This is a genomic window from Sandaracinaceae bacterium (assembly GCA_016706685.1).
Taxonomy (GTDB): Bacteria; Myxococcota_A; Polyangia; order Polyangiales; family Houyiibacteriaceae; genus JADJJE01.
In genome coordinates this window covers 184,566-201,724 of sequence record JADJJE010000014.1, presented here as the reverse complement: position 1 = coordinate 201,724, position 17,159 = coordinate 184,566, and the positions used below count along the sequence as shown (strand labels likewise).

Sequence of the window (17,159 nt, the reverse complement as noted above, 5' to 3'; positions counted from 1 at the left end):
CGATGCTTCGCTCAGGAAGCGGGAGGGTCAAGCGGGTTCGTTCCGCCCGGACGGCGACGGCGGTCCGACGGCTCGCGCTGCACGCCCCCGCGCGCGCTGCTACCGTGCGCCGCGATGTCCCTCGAGAACGCCCTGCGCGACACCCTGCTCGACCTCTGCCGCATCCCCAGCGTGATTGGCCACGAAGAGGCCCTCTGCGATCACGTGGAGGCGCGCCTGCTGAAGACACTCCCGCGCGAAGCGGTGACGCGCTTCCACCACAGCCTGATCGTGAAGGCCAACCGCCGCCCTGGCTGCCCGCGCGTGGCCCTGGTGGGTCACCTCGACACCGTGGACACCGTGCACGAGGGCGAGCCGCGCGTGGAGGGCGACCGCATCTACGGCTGCGGATCGGCGGACATGAAATCGGGCCTGGCCATCATGCTCGAGGCCCTGGAGCGCCTGCCGCTCGCCAGCCTGCCCTACGAGCTGACGCTCATCTTCTACGAGCGCGAGGAGGGCCCGTTCGCGGACAACCGCCTCGGCCCCATCCTCGAGACGTTCCAGGAACTGCACGGCCTCGACCTGGCCATCTGCCTCGAGCCCAGCGACAACGAGGTGCAGCTGGGCTGCCTCGGCTCGGTGCACGCCACGCTCACCTTCCGCGGGCGCACAGCGCACAGCGCGCGCCCCTGGCAGGGCGAGAACGCCTTCTACAAGGCGGCCCCCGTGCTGGCCGACCTGGCGGCGCGCGAGCCGCGCGTGGTGGACCTGGACGGGCACGTCTTCCGCGAGGTGATCACGCCCACGTTGATGAGCGGCGGACGTGGCCGCAACGTCGTGCCGGACGAGCTGACCATCAACGTGAACTTCCGCTTCGCGCCGGGTCGCACGCCGGAAGACGCCATCGCCGAGCTGCGCGAGCTGATCGCCGGTCGCTGCGAGGTCACGCCCACGGACCTCTCGCCCAGCGGCCGCCCGCACGCGAACAACCCCCTGGTGCAGCAGCTGGGGCGCTCGGGCGTGGTGGCCGTGAAGACCAAGCAGGCCTGGACCGACGTGGCGCGCTTCGACGCCGTGGGCGTGCCCGGCGTGAATTTCGGTCCGGGTAACTCGGCCGAGGCGCACCAGAAGAACGAGTCCACCTCGCTGCGCCTGATGGTGGAGGGCTACGCCATGTTCGAGCGCTTCCTGACCACCTCGCCTGCGTAGGCGCCACGGCGCTGGCGGCGCGCTCAGGCCGCGACGGACTCTTGCAGGGTGACCTTGCCATCCTGCGTGGCCACACCAACGTGCAGCGCGTTCGCCAGGCGGCGCTCGGCGGCCACGCGGTCGATCACCAGCGGCGTCAGAGCGCGGCCCAGGGCACGCGCGCTCGGGAAGCGTTGCTGCGGGTCGCGCTGCAGCAGCTTCGCCACGATGTCGTCCATGGCCCCCACCGCGTGGGGGGCCCGCAGCGACACGCGGGGCGCGTCTTCCTTGATGATGCGGCGCAGCAGCTGGGTGACATCCGACGCGCGGAACGGCACCTCGCCGGTGAGCAGCTCGAACACGGTCACGCCCAGACCGTAGAGGTCGGCGCCGGCGGCGACGTCGGGGTTCCCGGAAGCCTGCTCGGGGGACACGTAGGTGGGCGTGCCGTACACGCGCCCGCGCTCACGCTCACGCTCGTCACGAGGCGCCGTGCCGGCCGCACAGACACCGAAGTCCAGCAGCGCGACCTCGAGCTCGCCGAGCCGGTTGCGGTCCAAGACGATGTGCTCGGGCTTCACGTCGCGGTGCACGTACCCCGCCAAGTGGACGGCGTGCAGGATGGAGGCGACGCGCATGGTGATGACGGCGGTCTCGCTGACGGGCAGGGGCCCGAGGCGACGCTGGAGGCGCGACAGGCTCTCGCCATAGAGGCGCTTGAGCACCAGGAAGGGCGAGCCGTCCTGGAGCAGGCCGTGATCCAGAACCGGGACGATGCCGGGGTGAAAGACCGTCTGAGCCACCTCGGCTTCGCGCTTGAGTCGCGTCACGAGATCCGGGTTGTGTGCGAACTTCGGGCGCAGCGTCTTCACCACCAGCATGGCGCCATCGCGCTCACGCCGGGCTTCGAAGACGATGCCCGTCCCGCCCACACCAATGCATCCGCCGACCCGGTACATCCCGGAAAGAAGGGCGCCTCTTAGCTCGGTTCGCTCCATCGACATCGCCGGTACCATCGGCGACACCTGCGGAGAGGGTCAAAAAAGTGGCCGCAAAAAACGCGGATCCCCCTGTGGACAAGGTCAGCGCGCAATGCAGGACGGCCTAGCGTGCGCGCGGCTCGCGGATGTGCGACGGCGTCAGGATGCCGCGCACGGGGCGCAGGTCGGCCTCCACCAACACCGGGCCGCTCGGGCCCTCCGCGATCACCAGCATGCCGTCCACGCGGGGCGACCAGGCGTCCTGGAAGCCGGGCCACGGCCGCAGCCCCTGGCACTCGCTGCGGGACTCGCCGAGCTCGCGCGTCAGGTCGGCGATCAGCGGCTGAGGCAGCCCCGTGAGCTCCGGCATGGCCAGCAGCGTGGGACACTGCCCGCGCTGCAGGAGGCCGTCGCCGATGCTCGTGATCAGCGCGAACAGCTCGGGGCCCACACCGGCCTCGAACGCGACGCCCGACGGACGTCCGCCCAGCTTGGCCTCGGCGGCGCGCAAGCGTCCGTCTGGGAAGGCCACCAGCGACGTGCGCACGTGCTGGCTGCCGGCGCTGCCACCGAGGCGGACGACCACGAGCTGGACCGCGGGCGCAGCGCCGAGCGCGACCACGTTCGGAATGGCGGACCCGTGCGGCGACCCGAAGCGCTCGTCCCCGTACTCGCCGCGTGCTGCAGCCAGCGTGCTCTCGCCGAGGGCGATGAGGTACTGGGCGGCCACCTGCTGGGTGTCGCCCGCGGGAGCTGTCGTACCCGGCGCCGTGGGCGGCGGCGTGGGTGGCGTGGTCCCCGCCAGCGGCGCGCCACCAGGACCCGTGGTCAGCGATGGGTCCTGGGCCGTCGGGCGCCGCATGAGGACCATGGTGATCATCACGCCCGCGACCATCAGCAGGCCCAGGCAGCCGCACCCCGCGACGGCGCCCACCATCATCTTGTTGTTGGCCAGGCCACCCGAACCGGGCGGCGGCCGCGGGACGCCCTGCTGCGGTGACGGGCCGGGGCCATGCGGCGAGGGGGGAGGCGGTGGGAAGGGCGGCTGCACGAGCGCGAGGGTAGCGAAGAAGCACGCGTTCGCGAAGCCGCGCGGCCGCAGGGCCTCAGCCGAGCGGAGCGCGCGCCGCCGTGAGGAGCTCGACGAGGGGGTCGTGCACCAGACCATTGCTGGCCACCACACGCCCCTTGCGGACGTCGGCAGGACCACCGTCGTAGTCGCTCAGGCGCCCCCCCGCCGCCTCCACCAGCACCGCGCCGGCCGCCATGTCCCACACGCCGAGCCGCTGCTCCCAGTAAGCGTCGTAGGTGCCGTCCGCCACCAGCGCCAGGTCCAAGGCCGCCGAGCCGCATCGCCGGATGCCGCGTACCCGCTTCAGCACGGCCCGCACCTCGCGCAGGTTGTCGTCGTCGTTCTCGCGGCGGTCATAGGGGAAGCCCGTGGCGCACAGCGCGGTGTCCAGCGTGTCCCGCGTAGACACACGCACGGCCACGCCGTTGCGGGTGACGCCGTGGCCCCGACCACCCACCCAGGTGACACCCAGCGCCGGCGCGTGCACGACGCCCACCAACCCCTCGCCTGCTTCGCTGAAGAGGCCGAGGCTGATGCAGAAGAAGGGGTGCCCGTGCGCGAAGTTCGTGGTGCCGTCGATGGGGTCCACGTACCAGACGGCGCCCCCGCTGGCGTCCCCGCTCGCGCCGGCCTCCTCGCCCACGATGCGGTACGGCAGCGCGCTAGAGAGCGCCTCCCGCAAGCGCCGCTCTGCCTCGATGTCGTACTCGGTGACCAGGTCGATGGGCCCCTTGAGGCGCACCTGGGTGTCGGCGCGGAAGCCCTCGAGCAAGTAGGGACCCACGTCGAGGGCGGCGGCCTGGGCGACCCGCATGGCGTGCTGGATATCGTGGGGCATCGGTCGGTTTGCTGTAGCAGGTGCGAGGAGGATTGCATTGTAGTCCTATCAGTCTCAGGCTGTGCGGCGATGTGTGCCTTTCTCCCCCCCCGGGCCTCACTCACAGCGCGCGCTGCCGTCCTCTTGGGCATGCTCGGCGTGGTGGGTTGCACCGAAGAGGCTCCCCCCGCGGCAACCCCACCCCCCCCGCCCGTCCGCGTGGGCCGCGTGGAGAGCGTGATGCAGACGCCCTCGAGCGCCGGCACCGCCGAGATCCGCGGCCAGCGGACGGCCACGCTGCGCGCCGAGGTGCCCGGGCGCGTGGTCGCGCTGCTGGTGGAGCGCGGCCAGCGCGTGGGGCTGAACGACGTGCTCGCGCGTCTCGACACTGGTCGCACGGCGGCGGCGGTGGGCGCAGCGGACGCGGGCATTGCCCAGGCCGAGGCGAACCTGGCCCAGGCCACCCGTGAGCGCGACCTGGCCGAGCGCCTCGCGGCACAGGGCAGCGTGGCCACCCAGCAGCTGGACCGGGCGCGCGACGCGGTGCGTCTCGCCGAGGCCGTGGTGCAGCAGGCCCAGGCGCAGCGCAGGCTGACGAGCCGCGGGCTCACCGAGGCGGTGCTGCGCGCGCCCTTCGCGGGCACCATCGTCGAGCGGGTGGTGGAGCAGGGTGAGTTCGTGGCTCCGGGCGCGCCCATGTTCATGCTGGTGGACACGGAGCGGCTCGAGGCGCGCGTGCTACTGGACCCGCGCGACGCCCTCGACGTGCAGGCCGGGGCTGCGGCGTCCGTGACGGTCTTCGCGCGCGGCGACGAGGTCTTCACCGGGCGCGTGCTGCGCGTGTCCGAGGTGGTGGACTCGCGCACGCGGCGCCTACCGGTGGACGTGGAGATCCTGGACCCCGAAGGCAGGCTGCGACCCGGGTTGATGGCGCGTGTGGCCGTGACCACGGGGCCCGAAACGCCTGGACTCGCGGTGCCCACCGCCGCGCTGTTCGAGCGCTTCGGGCGCGAGCACGTCTATCAGGTGGAGAATGGCGTCGCGCGCCGTCGCGCCGTGGTCGTGGTCTCACGCCAAGACGGCCGCGCCATCCTCAACAGCGGCGTGACCGTGGGGCAGGACATCATCGTGGCCGGGCTCGAGCGCGTGGTCCCGGACGGCGCCGTCAACGTGGTGCCCGAGGCACAGGCAAACGGCGCGGCTGCCACGGTCGAGCGGCCCCGCGAGGCGGAGCCCGCCCCACCGTGAGCATCGCCAGCTTCTCGGTCAAGCAGCCCGTCCTGGTCAACCTGCTCTCCATCTTCAGCCTGATCATGGGCGGGATGGTGCTCAAGGACATGACCCGGGAGTCCATCCCGGCCGTGCCCACGGGCTGGTGTCAGGTCATCACCCTCGTGCCCGGTGCGTCGGCCGAAGAGGTGGAGCAGCTGGTCACCGTCCCGCTCGAGACCGCGGCCGGCGGCGTGGACAACATCGACCAGATGTTCTCGACCTCGCGCGAGGGGCTCTCGTCCATCTTCATCCAGTTCGAGCCCACGGTGGAAGACGTGGGCCGCGCGGTCATCGAGGTCAGCAACCAGACCGGCCGCGTGGAGCTGCCGGACCTGGCCGAGGAGCCCATCGTCCGCGAGTTCAAGGTCACGGTGCCCACGCTGGCGCTGGCCATCCGCGGAGACGTGCCCGAGCGCGTGCTGCGCGAGGTGGCGCTCGACCTGGTGCAGGACCTCGAGCAGATCGAGGGCATCGCCGAGGTGGGTGAGTTCGGCGTGCGCGAGCGCGAGGTGCGCGTGGAGGTCGATCCGGACCGCACCTCGGCCTACGGCGTGCCCATCACGGCCGTGGCCGACGCGCTGGGCACCCGCGCCTTCAACATCCCGGCGGGCACCATCGAGAGCCCCACGGACACACGCCTGGTCCGCGGCATGACGCGCGCCGCCACCGCCGCGGAGATCGCGAACGTGGTGGTGCGCCCCGACCCGGTGGGCGGTGCCGTGCACGTGGGCGACGTGGCCGACATCACGGAGGGCTTCGCGGACCCCCGCATCAGCGGGCGCGTCAACGGCGAGCCGGCCACGGTGCTGATGCTGCGCAAGGACGCCGTGTCGGACAGCCTCGAGATCAGCGAGAACGTGCGCGCCCTGCTGGACGAGCAGCGCGCCGGTCTGCCGGAAGGGGTGACCATCGAGGTCTTCGGAGACGCCGCGCCCGAGGTGCGGCGCTCGCTCGAGACCCTCTACAGCAACGCCGCCACGGGGCTCCTGCTGGTCATCGGCCTGCTCTGGTATTTCGTGGGCTTCCGCAATGCGGCCATGGCGGCGCTCGGCATCCCGGTGGCGCTCGCGGGCGCGCTGATCGGCATGCAGATGATGGGCATCACCATCAACGTCATCTCGCTGCTGGCGCTCATCCTCTGCCTGGGTGTAGTGGTCGATGACGCGATCATCATCATCGAGAACATTTATCGGCACATGGAGGAGGGCATGCCGCGGCGGCAGGCCGCCATCCTCGGGACCGAGGAGGTCATGTGGCCGGTCATCGCGTCCACCGCGACCACCTGCGCGGCGTTCCTGCCGCTGCTCATGATGACCGGCGTGCTGGGCGAGTTCTTCTCCATCATCCCGAAGGTGGTGATCCTGGCGCTGGTCGCGTCGTTGGTGGAGGCCCTGCTGGCGCTGCCCAGCCACATGGCCGACTTCGCGAGCCTGCCGATCAAGAAGCCGGAGGTCGCCAACGTGCAGCGGCCCGAGACGCGCTGGGAGCGCGCGGGCCGGCGGGTCACCGCCGCGTATCGCGCCAGCCTCGAGGGCGCGCTGCGCTTCCGGTGGACCGTGATCATCGTGGCCTACGGCTTGGCCGTCGGGCTGGTGATGTGGGCCGTGAAGACCAAGGACGTGGTGCTCTTCACGGACGGGGACGTGGACATGTTCGACGTGCGCGTGGAGCTGCCCACCTCGGCCACGCGCGAGCAGACCGACGCCGTGATCCAGGAGATCGAGCGGCGCCTGCTGGCCCTCGAGAGCCCGGACGTCGAGGCCACCGTGGCCGTTCGCGGCATCACCCGCAACGCCATGGGCGCGGTGAACGGTGACAACGTGGGCATGGTGACCACGTACATGAAGCCGGCCGAGCAGCGCTCCGGGATGCTGGCGGGACGCGAGCTCATGGGCCGCGCCAACCGGCTCTTCGACGACCTGGTGGGGCCCTCCAGCATGGAGATCGTGGAGCACCGGCCGGGCCCGCCGCGCGGGGCCCCCGTGGCCGTGCGCGTCTTCGGCGAGGACCTCGACCAGCTGGTGGAACTGAACGAGGCCGTGCAGGTGGAGCTCCGGCAGATTCCCGGCGTCACCACCATGCAAGACAACTGGGACCTGGGGCGCCCCGAGCTGCAGGTGGTGGTGGACGAGGACCGCGCCGCCCTTCACATGCTCACGGCGCCCATGATCACGGGCTGGTTGGCGCGCGCCTTCGGCTCGACCGCCGTGGCCACCGCGCGTGATGGCCGCGACGAGGTCGACGTCTTCGTGCGCCTCGACGAGTCGGTGCGCCGCGACCCCTCGCGCATCGAGACGCTGGAGGTGCCCACACCCACGGGCTCGCTGGTGGCGCTGCGGGAGCTGGCCGAGGTGCGCGAGGCGCGCGGCCCCCAGTTCATCCAGCGCCACGACCAGCAGCGCATGGTGGCGACCTACGCGCAGATCGACGAGACGGCCACGTCCTCCCAAGACGTCAACGCCGCGCTCCAGACGCGCCTCGCGCCGCTGATCGCGGGCAACCCCGACGTGCAGATCGAGTACGGCGGCCAGTACGAGGAGACCGCAGAGTCCATCGACTCGTTGATGGGGGCGTTCGTGATCGCCCTCTTGCTCGTCTACACGATCCTCGCCACGCAGTTCCAGAGCTTCAGCCAGCCGATGATCGTCATGTCGGCCATCCCGCTGTCGTTCATCGGGGTGACCATCGGCTTCTTCGTCACCAACTCCCCCATCGGCATGATCGCCCTGGTGGGCGTGGTGGGCTTGGCCGGTATGGTGGTCAACGACTCACTGGTGATGGTGGACTTCATCAACGAGCGAAGGCGAGCCGGCGGACCGCTCCACGACGCGGTGGTGGAGTCGGCCATCCTGCGCCTGCGGCCCATCTTCCTGACCACCATCACCACGGTGGCCGGCCTGCTCCCGCTGGCCATGAGCGGGGCCGCCTCGCCCTTGCTGTCGCCCATGGCCAACGCCATCTGCTGGGGGCTCTCGTTCGCCACCGTCCTGACGCTGGTGCTGATTCCGTGCCTGTACCTGGCGTTCGACGACCTGGGCCGCACGGTCGGGCGTTGGTTCCGCCCGTTCACCCGCTGGGCCACCGACCCGGGTGGGGCGATCGACGAGGAGCGCGACGCCCCGGAACACTGATGGCAGAAAGCCACGCGCATGTCACGCTCCTGTCACGACTGCTGCCCAATCTACGCGCCATGAGCACCGACAACGTACAGAGCGCACGCATCCTGGTGGTCGATGACGAGCCCGACCTCGCCGACCTCGTCGCGTATCACCTGCGTGACGCGGGGCACGACGTGGTGGTGGTGGGCAACGGCACCTCGGCGCTGACCGAGGCCCAGCGGCGGCGCCCGGACCTCATCCTGCTGGACCTGATGCTCCCCGACCTCTCGGGCACCGAGGTGTGTCGCCGGCTGCGGCGCCAGGAGTCCACGCGCAGTGTGCCGGTGCTCATGCTCACCGCCAAGGGCGAAGAGGTGGACCGCGTGGTGGGCTTCGAGGTGGGCGCCGACGACTACGTGGTGAAGCCCTTCTCGCCGCGCGAGCTGGTGCTGCGGGTGGACGCCATCCTGCGGCGGGCGGTGCGCAACGACATGGAGGCCGAGGCCCCCGAGGCCATCGAGGTGGGCAGCCTGGTCATCGACGTGCCGCGCCACTCGGTGCGCGTGGAGGGCCAGGAGGTCGCGCTCACGGCCCTCGAGTTCAAGCTGCTGCTGGACCTGGCGTCGCGGATGGGCCGCGTGCAGTCGCGTGACGCCCTCCTCGAGCGGGTCTGGAACTACACCACCGGTGTGGAGACCCGCACGGTGGACACGCACGTGAAGCGCCTGCGCGAGAAGCTGGGCGCCGGCAGCAAGTACATCGAGACCGTGCGCGGCGTGGGCTACCGCATGACGCGCGTCGACGGCTGAGCGGAGAGACATGGAGCCACCCAGCGGTCTACGACGCAGCGTGATGTTCGCGACGTTCACCGCCATGGCGCTGCTCGTCCTCACGCTGTGGATCCTGGAGGACCAGATCGTGGACGAGCAGGCGGAGGAGGGCCAGCGCGCCGCCCTGCGCCTCGCCCTCGACGACTACGCGGGCAGGACGGCGCGGCCCGAGGCCGACCGCCTGGCCGAGCGCGAGCGCGTGGGGAGCACGCACGGGTCCCGCATCCGCGAGCTGACGCCCACCCCCGACGCACCGCCCGGAGACCGGTTCCGGACCGAGCGCAGCCCCCGTGGGGAGACCGTGGGTGTGCTCACCCGGACACTCGCAGATGGTCGCGTGATCGAGGTGCGCGACGTCACGCGCATGCGCCAGGCGGTGCACCGCAGCGTGCGCGCGCTGCTCATGGCCGGCGGGCTGGTGGCCATGGTGGTGGGCGTGCTGCTCACCTGGGGCCTCACCCGCACGCTGGTCCAGCCCGCGCGCGACCTCACCAAGGTGGCCGACTCGCTGGCCGCCGGAAACCTCACCGCGCGCACGCGCAGCGACCGCCGTGACGAACTGGGCGACATCGGGCGCGCGCTCGACCGCCTGGCGGAGCAGCTGGAAGAGCGACAGGCCACGCTGCGGACGCAGGAGGACCGCCTCACCACCATGCTGGACTCCATGGCGGAGGGCGTGTTCGTCACCGACGACCAGGGCATGATCGACCTGACCAACGACGCGCTGGACGCGCTGGTCGAGCTCGAGCCGCTGGGGCGCACCATCATCGAGGTGATCCGCGACGTGGACCTGCACGAGGCCGTGATGGACGCCATCGACGACGACGTTCGCCAAGGGGCCCGCGAGGTGGCCTTCGACTACATGGTGGACTCCCAGCCCCGGCACTTCGTGGCGCAGGTGGCCCCGCTCGAGCACGGCGGCGGCGCCATCGGCGTGATCCACGATGTCACCAAGCACGTGGCCGCGGACCGCGTGCGGCGCGACTTCATCGCCAACGCCAGCCACGAGCTGCGCACCCCCGTGACGGCCATCCGCGGCTACGCCGAGACGCTGGCCGGCGGCGCAGCCAAGGACCCCAAGATGGCGGCGCGCTTCCTGGACGTCATCCTGCGCCACGCAGGGCGCCTCGAGGCGCTGGTGGACGACATGGTCACGCTCAGCCGGGCCGAGTCCGAGCGCTCCGAGATCGAGACGCTGCCCGTGTCGCTGGGTGCCGCCGCGCTCGAGGTGGTGGAGGGGCTCTCGGGCATGGCCGACTCGAAGGAGATCACGGTGACGGCCGAGCTCGAAGGCCTCCCCGACGTGCTGGCCAACCCGCGCGGCATCGACCAGGTGCTCATCAACCTGGTGGACAACGCCATCAAGTACACGCCGCAGGGCGGGCGCGTGTGGCTGCGTGCGGAGACCACCCCCACGCACGTGAGCCTGTCGGTCTTCAACAGCGGGCCCGGCATCCCCAGCAAGCACGTGGCTCGTGTCTTCGAGCGCTTCTACCGCGTGGACGCGGGGCGCAGCCGCGAGATCGGCGGCACCGGCCTCGGCCTCGCCATCGTGAAGCACCTGGTCGCCAGCATGGGCGGCCGCATCGAGGTGGCGAGCCGCAACGACGAGACCCGCTTCACGGTCACGTTCCCGCGCGCCGAGCCGACCTCTCTCCCCTCGTGAGGCCTCAGGCCTGCGCGAGGTCGCCGTCGTCGTCGTAGGCCACGCGGCCGTCCGTGGAGCCGAGGCCGTCGGTGCCGGCCATGCGCGCCACGAGCTCCACCCGCGAGTGGACGCCCAGCTTCGAGAAGATGCGCTTCAGGTACGTGTTGACCGTGGAGACCGTCAACCCGGTGCGCGAGGCGATGTCGCGCGTGCTGGAGCCGGCCACGAGGAGCGACACGACATCACGCTCGCGTGGCGTGAGCGGAGCACGCTTGAGAGTGGCTTCCACGGCCTCGCCGGAGCGACGCCCACCCTCGGAGGTGAGGCGCGCGCAGTACGCGATGCCGCGGGCGATCATGCGTGCACCCCACCGGGTGAGGCGAACCTCTTCTTCACCGAAAGCACCGTGTCCGTAGAGGTGCAGGGTGCCGATGACCTCGCGCCCGTTGCGCAGCGGGAGCGACAGCGAAGGCTCACCCCGTGGTGCGGGCTCGCTGGTCACGGTCTCGCCGTCGACGCGCTCCACACGGAAGCCAGTGGCACGCACGAGCCCAGCCAGCGTCTCTCCGGCGCGATGCGGATAGGTGCGCACAGGGTCGAGCTGCGTGAGCTGCTCGGTGACCTCGATGAGCTGGTTCGATTGCATAGCGTTCACTTCCATGTCGTGGTTCCCCTTCTTTGAGCGACAGTACAGCCCCTTTCATGGACTACGTCAAATCGCTCAACGTCATTTTTCTACATCAGCGTAACGAGACTTACCAAACCTTGGCCGGAATTCCATCTTTTTCGCATCTGACAATTGTTCAGGTGCACCATTACTGCGCAGTAGCGGGAATCTCGGGGCGGTCGATACCGACCCAGCGCAGCACCACCCCACCTTCATCGCGAGAAGCCGGTAGGTCGACCGCCAGGCGCAGGCGCCACTCGAGGTGTTCCTCGGGATCCAGCAGCGACTGATTCACCAGCCATCGGTTGCCACTGTTTTCTTCCAGCTGGAAGTGCTGTGGCCCACGCGCCTCGGCGTCGATGCGCAGCTCGTCGTACTCCGCCCAATAGGGGTCCATGAGGGCCACCAGCTCTTCCACGCGCAGGGGTGGCTGCCCCGGCTCGGTCTGCACCATGTCCAGGAAGAAGCGCTCCTCGCGCTGCGCCAGCGCCCGCACGAGACGGAAGGTCGCGTTGCGCACCAATACGCGGAACGCCTTGCGGTTGGCGGTGACGTCCACGCCCTTGCGCTCGGCGTCCAGCAGCGCCTCTTCTTCGGCGCGCTCGTCCAGCAGCTCGCCGCGCTTCATGCGCTCCCACTCGGCCAAGAGGCTGCCGTCCACCGAGCGGATGACCACCCCCAGCCACTCGATGATGTCGTCGAGCTCGTTGGTCTTCGCGTCCTCCGGGATGGTCTGGATGAGCGCCTTGTAGACGTCCGAGAGGTAACGCAGCAGCACACCCTCGGCGCGCGCCAGGCCATAGGTGCGCACGTAGCCGTTGAAGGTCTCGCCTTGCTCGAACATGTCGCGCGCCACCGACTTGAGGCGCAGCGAGTCGCTGCCCACCCACGGGTGGTGCTCGGCGAACATGCGGAACGTGCCCAGCATGAACTCGGCGTTAGGCTTGGGCGCCTCGATCTTCTCGAGCTCGGCCATGCGTTCGTCGTACTCCACGCCCTGCGATTTGAGCGACGCCACCGCGCGCCCCTTGAGCGTGTCCACCTGCTTGAAGAGCACGGCGCTCGGGTCCTCGAGCGTGGCCTCCACCAGCGACACCAAGTTGAGCGCGTAGTCCCCGTTCTCGCGATCGAGCGCCTCCACGGCCGCCACCACGTAGAGCGAGAGCGCCTGGTTGAGCGAGAAGTCGGTCTGCAGGTCGGCGTTGAGGTCCACCCCGCCGCGGCGCAGCGCCACGATGTCGGCCTTGATCAGCGAGCGCAGGATGGCGAGCGCGTGGCGCCCGTGCTGACGCTGCCGCACCGGGGCGTCGTGGCTCGCGCGGATGAGCCGCTTCATGGCGGTGCAGCCGTCCGGGCGCGTGAAGACGTTGAGCATCATCCCGTGCGAGACCGCGAAGCGCGACACGAGGCGCTCGGGCTCGCCGTCGCGCAGCTTCTGGAAGGTCTGCTCGTCCCAGTGCGCATAGCCCCGCTCGGGCGGCTTGCTGGGCTTCCACTTGCGCAGCTTCTTCGCGTCGCCGGTGGCCTTCTGCTGGGCAATCTTGTTCTCGATGACGTGCTCCGGCGCCTGCACGATGACGGTGCCCTGCGTGTCGAAGCCCTTTCGGCCGGCGCGCCCCGCGATCTGGTGGAAGTCGCGCACCGTCAGGATCTTGGTCTTGTCGCCGTCGTACTTGCAGAGCTTGGTGAACACCACCGTGCGCAGCGGAATGTTCACGCCCACGCCGAGGGTGTCCGTGCCGCAGATGATCTTGAGCAGCCCCTTGCCGGCGAGCCGCTCCACCACGCGCCGGTACTTGGGCAGCATGCCCGCGTGGTGCACGCCCACGCCGTGGTGCACGAAGCGGCGCAACTCCGCGCCGAAGGGCGTGTCCCAGCGGAAGCCGGTGAGCTCCTGCTTGATGGCGGCCTTGTCGTCCTTCGAGAGGAAGTCGATGCTCATCAGGTCTTGCGCGTGCTCGGAGGCAGCGCGCTGCGCGAAGTGCACCACGTAGATGGGTGTCTTCTTGGACTCGAGCTGGGCCAGCAGGGTCTCGTGCAGCGGCTTCTCGGAGTACTCCCAGTCGAGCGGCACCGGGCGATCCATGGTCTTCACGAGCGCCACGGGCGCTCCCGTCAGCTCGGCGATGGACTCCTCGAAGCGCGCGGTGTCGCCCAGCGTGGCGCTCATGAGCAGGAAGCGCGCCTGCGGCAGCGTGAGCAACGGCACCTGCCAGGCGACGCCGCGGTCGCGCTCCGAGTAGAAGTGGAACTCGTCGATCACCACCATGTCGAGGTCGGCCTGGTCACCCTCCCGCAGCGCCAGGTTCGAGAGGATCTCCGCCGTGCAGCAGATGACCGATGCGTCCCGGTTGATGCTGGCGTCGCCGGTCATCATGCCCACGTTCTCGGGCCCGAACGCCTCGCACAGCTCGAAGAACTTCTCGCTGACCAGCGCCTTGATGGGGGCCGTGTAGAACGAGCGGCCACCGTCGGCCACGGCCTTCCAGTGCGCGGCCAGCGCGACCAGCGACTTGCCCGACCCGGTGGGCGTGTTGAGGATGACGCTCTTGCCGTCGAAGAGCTCGAGGATGGCCTCCTCCTGCGCGGGGTAGAGCGACAGCCCACGCTGCGCGCAGTAGGCCAGGAACCCGTCGAGCAGGCTCTCGATGGTGACCTGTCCCTCGGGGGGCATCACGGCGTAGAGGGGGGCCCGGGAAGGTGCCGGGGGGAGCTCGGTGTCAGGCATGCAGCCGCACCCTAGCAGGCCGCGGCAGGACGGCCCTCGACCAGCGCGCGGACCACCACGCTGGCGGCGGCGAGGCCGAAGGCGCCGGTCACGAACGCGGCGCTCCCATCGATGCGGTTCTTCTTGTCGCAGTCGTTGAGGCCGTTCTTCCCGCCGGGGCACACACAGACGAAACCCTGGCCCTCGTCATAGGCCAGCGGTGCGGGCTCGCGCGGCACCTCCACGCTGTAGACCGCGCGCACTCCGATTGGGACGCCGCGCTGCACGTCGATGTCGTGGTGCTTGCGGAGCAGCTTGCGGAACGCCTTCGCGAAGGGGTCGATCTCGGTCTCGCACAGATCGCCCACGCGGATCTGCGTGGGGTCGAGGCGCGCCGCCGCCCCCATGGACGACACCACCGGGATGCCACGCGCGAGGCAGGTGGCCACCAGGTGCGCCTTGGCCGTCATGTTGTCGATGCAGTCCACCACGAAGTCGATCTGCCCGCTGAGCAGCGCGTCAGCGTTCTCGGCGTTGTAGAAGTGTGGCTCGGCGACCACCTCGGCCGTGGGATGCACCAGGCGCAGGCGCTCGGCCATGACCTCCACCTTCAGCTTGCCGATGGTGCCCTTCATGGCGTGCAGCTGGCGGTTGCTGTTGGTGATGCACACCTTGTCGAAGTCGATGAGCACCAGCTGGCCCACGCCGCTGCGCGCCAGCGCCTCGGCCGCGAACGAGCCCACGCCGCCGCAGCCCACCACCAGCACGCGCGCGTTCATGAGCGCCTCGAGGCCCGGCTCGCTGAACAGCCGCGCCGCGCGGTCGAAGCGGCGCTGCGTGCGGTAGGGCGTCTCCACGCTGCCCGCGTCGAGGGCCGGCGCAGGGCTCACGGCGGGGGTGCTGCTGGGCGGCGTGGCGAGCGCGCGGGTGTCGGGGCTGAGCGGCAGGGTCATGGCGAGTCCGGGAAGCGCCTGGAATAGGGCACGGCGTGGCGCGTCGCAAGGGGCCACGTTGCCGGCACGGGCCGTTCCCCCTTTCATCGGCGCGCTTGTCGTTGTCGTTGTCGTTGTCGTTGTCGTTGTCGTTCGACGGCGACGGCGACGGCGACGTGGGGCCCTCCCGCCAGTCGTGACCGACCTCGGGACGCTCCGCTTTCAGCCGAGCAGTCGCAAGCGCAGTTCGTCGCCGTCGCCGTCGAGGACCACGCCTGTCGACGCGTCACAAGTTCGCTCTCGCGAGCGCGAAGGCGGCCGGCACGAAAGTGCCACAAAAACAAGGGCAATTGGCACCCCGGGTTAAGACGGTTAAAATCCGGGGCAGCATCCCGGGCCTCGGCAGGAGCGGAAGTCCAGCCCCTAGCAGCCCGTTGAAAAACCCAGAAGCGAGCCAGGGCTGTCGGGTGGCGTGAGCGAGGGCGGCAGATAGGAGCGGCCGTGACGGATCATGGCGGCGCTGGTCGCAACCACAGCAGCCATGAGAGCCACCAGCGCACACACGACGTGATCCGCGAGAGTGGCTGCTGCGCCCCATAGGGCCTTCGCCAGGTCCACGACCTGGCGAGGGGTGCCTGCTCCGAGGAGCTCGCGCATCAGGATGCTGAGGTTGAAGCCCGCGCACTGGATGAGGTAGCGCTTGCGGACGTTGTCTTCGCCTCGGAGCCGCGTGCGTCGATGGTCGCCGGTCTCGCAGATGTGCGCGAAGGAGCGCTCGATGAGTTCACCGCGACGGCGTTGTAGCTCTTTGCCCTTCGGGCGCTTCACGCGTTCTCGATTGCGGTACACGGCCTCTGCCGTCTTGCGTCCACCATGCTTCTGCCAGCGACGCTTGCCGTGCTGAAGCCGCTCGGGAATGTAGGTCCGGATGCGCTTCTCCTCGAGGCTCCGAATCGTGCTCGCCTTGTGGTAGCCCTTGTCGGCGACGACCTCGCGGATGCTCCCGGATGACTTGCTGGAAGGTGGTTCGTCGCTGTCGTCGTCATCGTCGTCGCGAGCGATGGTGCGCTCGAGATTCTGCTCGGCGAGCTTGAGGCTCGTCTCGATGGACGAGGGGTCGCTCGTCGTGGCGGCCATCACGTCCACGGCGAGGAGCGCTCCGGTCTCCATGTCGACCACGTGCTCGGCCTTGTAGCCGAGTCGCGTTCGCCCATCCTTCAAGCGCACGATCTCAGCGTCCGAGTCGGTGGGGCTTGCCCACTCTTCATTCGACGTCTTCTTGCCTTCGCGGTTTCGGTCGAAGCGGCGCAGCTCCTCTTCGGTCGGGTTCTCGATGCCGGACTCCTTGGCGAGCCTGCGCAGGTAGCCCTTGTAGCCCTCGCCGCTGCCCTTCCGCACGATGGTCTTCATCGACGCATCGGCGCGAAGGTAGGTCGCATCCACCCCAGCCACCTGGCCGCGCAGCAGACCGCGCTCGTTGAGCACACGCATCACGAAGCGGAAGACCTCCACGTACGTCGACTCGGGCAGTCGCGTGCGCATGCGTGACAACGTTGAGTGGTCGGGCGTCGACTCGTGCGGCTCGAATCCCAGGAAGCGCTTCAGCGAGAGCGAGTCCTCGCATCGCCAGCAGATCCCGCGCTCCGACTCGATCCCCTCGAAGTACCCCAGCAACAACATGCGGAAGTACACGCCTGGCGCCAACGACGGCCGACCGCCCTGGCTCCTCGGCTCGAACGCCAGCTCGCACAGCGTCTCCACGTGCGCATCGAATCCTGCTTCGTCCAGGACCTGGTTGAGCGCGTCGTAGAACCGGTGCCGAGGCGCCCCGGCCATCCTCTCGGTCTCTACGAACAGCGATCGTTGCTTCGGCCTTCGCCGTCCCATCGACATGCCCCGACACTATTCGGAGCGATCCACCGTGTCGATCCCCTACCGGGGTATTTCAACGGGCTGCTAGCGGGCC

Annotated in this window: 12 protein-coding genes; 5 read left to right on the top strand and 7 right to left on the bottom strand. The window is 69.9% G+C overall.

Features of this window, described 5'->3' with window-relative positions:
* Nucleotides 1-114: 114 nt before the first annotated feature.
* On the top strand, nt 115-1,191 hold the full coding sequence (dapE, locus tag IPI43_18495; protein MBK7776092.1) for a succinyl-diaminopimelate desuccinylase: 1,077 nt from the start codon (nt 115-117) through the stop codon (nt 1,189-1,191).
* A gap of 23 nt (nt 1,192-1,214) precedes the next feature.
* Here dapE and IPI43_18490 read toward each other — a convergent pair whose 3' ends face one another.
* The 3 genes from IPI43_18490 to IPI43_18480 all read right to left on the bottom strand — a co-directional run bounded on the left by IPI43_18490 (nt 1,215) and on the right by IPI43_18480 (nt 4,060).
* The gene (locus IPI43_18490; GenBank protein ID MBK7776091.1) at nt 1,215-2,129 is read right to left on the bottom strand and encodes a serine/threonine protein kinase; all 915 of its coding nucleotides are present in this window, start codon (nt 2,127-2,129) and stop codon (nt 1,215-1,217) included.
* Nucleotides 2,130-2,274: 145 nt separating this feature from the next.
* Nucleotides 2,275-3,201 carry a hypothetical protein gene (locus tag IPI43_18485; protein ID MBK7776090.1) on the bottom strand — a complete coding sequence of 309 codons (927 nt, stop codon included), beginning with the start codon at nt 3,199-3,201 and terminating at the stop codon, nt 2,275-2,277.
* A 55-nt stretch (nt 3,202-3,256) separates the two neighbouring features.
* Nucleotides 3,257-4,060 carry an inositol monophosphatase gene (locus IPI43_18480; GenBank protein MBK7776089.1) on the bottom strand — a complete coding sequence of 268 codons (804 nt, stop codon included), beginning with the start codon at nt 4,058-4,060 and terminating at the stop codon, nt 3,257-3,259.
* 129 nt (nt 4,061-4,189) lie between these two features.
* Here IPI43_18480 and IPI43_18475 point away from each other — a divergent pair, with 129 nt between their 5' ends.
* From IPI43_18475 to IPI43_18460, 4 genes are read left to right on the top strand one after another with little or no spacing between them, the layout of a single operon-like run.
* Nucleotides 4,190-5,287 carry an efflux RND transporter periplasmic adaptor subunit gene (locus IPI43_18475; GenBank protein MBK7776088.1) on the top strand — a complete coding sequence of 366 codons (1,098 nt, stop codon included), beginning with the start codon at nt 4,190-4,192 and terminating at the stop codon, nt 5,285-5,287.
* Nucleotides 5,284-8,442, top strand: coding sequence for an efflux RND transporter permease subunit (locus tag IPI43_18470; GenBank protein MBK7776087.1), 3,159 nt, complete (start codon nt 5,284-5,286; stop codon nt 8,440-8,442). Before IPI43_18475 ends, IPI43_18470 begins: the two co-directional genes overlap by 4 nt.
* Before the next feature lie 59 nt (nt 8,443-8,501).
* Nucleotides 8,502-9,218 carry a response regulator transcription factor gene (locus IPI43_18465; protein ID MBK7776086.1) on the top strand — a complete coding sequence of 239 codons (717 nt, stop codon included), beginning with the start codon at nt 8,502-8,504 and terminating at the stop codon, nt 9,216-9,218.
* Nucleotides 9,219-9,228: 10 nt separating this feature from the next.
* Nucleotides 9,229-10,905 carry a HAMP domain-containing protein gene (locus IPI43_18460; GenBank protein ID MBK7776085.1) on the top strand — a complete coding sequence of 559 codons (1,677 nt, stop codon included), beginning with the start codon at nt 9,229-9,231 and terminating at the stop codon, nt 10,903-10,905.
* Nucleotides 10,906-10,909: 4 nt separating this feature from the next.
* Here the strand turns inward: IPI43_18460 and IPI43_18455 are convergent, their stop codons facing one another.
* From IPI43_18455 to IPI43_18440, 4 genes are all read right to left on the bottom strand, one after another.
* Complete coding sequence (locus IPI43_18455; GenBank protein MBK7776084.1) at nt 10,910-11,548, bottom strand: hypothetical protein; 639 nt, start codon at nt 11,546-11,548, stop codon at nt 10,910-10,912.
* Between the two features lie 154 nt (nt 11,549-11,702).
* A complete protein-coding gene (locus IPI43_18450; GenBank protein MBK7776083.1) occupies nt 11,703-14,228 on the bottom strand; it encodes a DUF3516 domain-containing protein in 2,526 nt (841 codons plus the stop codon).
* Between the two features lie 65 nt (nt 14,229-14,293).
* Complete coding sequence (locus IPI43_18445; GenBank protein MBK7776082.1) at nt 14,294-15,214, bottom strand: tRNA threonylcarbamoyladenosine dehydratase; 921 nt, start codon at nt 15,212-15,214, stop codon at nt 14,294-14,296.
* A gap of 402 nt (nt 15,215-15,616) precedes the next feature.
* Nucleotides 15,617-17,029: a transposase gene (locus IPI43_18440; protein ID MBK7776081.1), complete on the bottom strand. Its 1,413-nt coding sequence runs from the start codon at nt 17,027-17,029 to the stop codon at nt 15,617-15,619.
* Nucleotides 17,030-17,159: the final 130 nt, after the last annotated feature.

Coding starts and splice junctions, on each gene's coding strand:
- dapE (MBK7776092.1), top strand. CDS start 115: ATGTCCCTCGAGAACGCCCTGCGCGACACCCTGCTCGACCTCTGCCGC.
- IPI43_18490 (MBK7776091.1), bottom strand. CDS start 2,129: ATGTACCGGGTCGGCGGATGCATTGGTGTGGGCGGGACGGGCATCGTC.
- IPI43_18480 (MBK7776089.1), bottom strand. CDS start 4,060: ATGCCCCACGATATCCAGCACGCCATGCGGGTCGCCCAGGCCGCCGCC.
- IPI43_18475 (MBK7776088.1), top strand. CDS start 4,190: ATGCTCGGCGTGGTGGGTTGCACCGAAGAGGCTCCCCCCGCGGCAACC.
- IPI43_18465 (MBK7776086.1), top strand. CDS start 8,502: ATGAGCACCGACAACGTACAGAGCGCACGCATCCTGGTGGTCGATGAC.
- IPI43_18460 (MBK7776085.1), top strand. CDS start 9,229: ATGGAGCCACCCAGCGGTCTACGACGCAGCGTGATGTTCGCGACGTTC.
- IPI43_18455 (MBK7776084.1), bottom strand. CDS start 11,548: ATGGAAGTGAACGCTATGCAATCGAACCAGCTCATCGAGGTCACCGAG.
- IPI43_18450 (MBK7776083.1), bottom strand. CDS start 14,228: ATGCCCCCCGAGGGACAGGTCACCATCGAGAGCCTGCTCGACGGGTTC.
- IPI43_18445 (MBK7776082.1), bottom strand. CDS start 15,214: ATGACCCTGCCGCTCAGCCCCGACACCCGCGCGCTCGCCACGCCGCCC.
- IPI43_18440 (MBK7776081.1), bottom strand. CDS start 17,029: ATGGCCGGGGCGCCTCGGCACCGGTTCTACGACGCGCTCAACCAGGTC.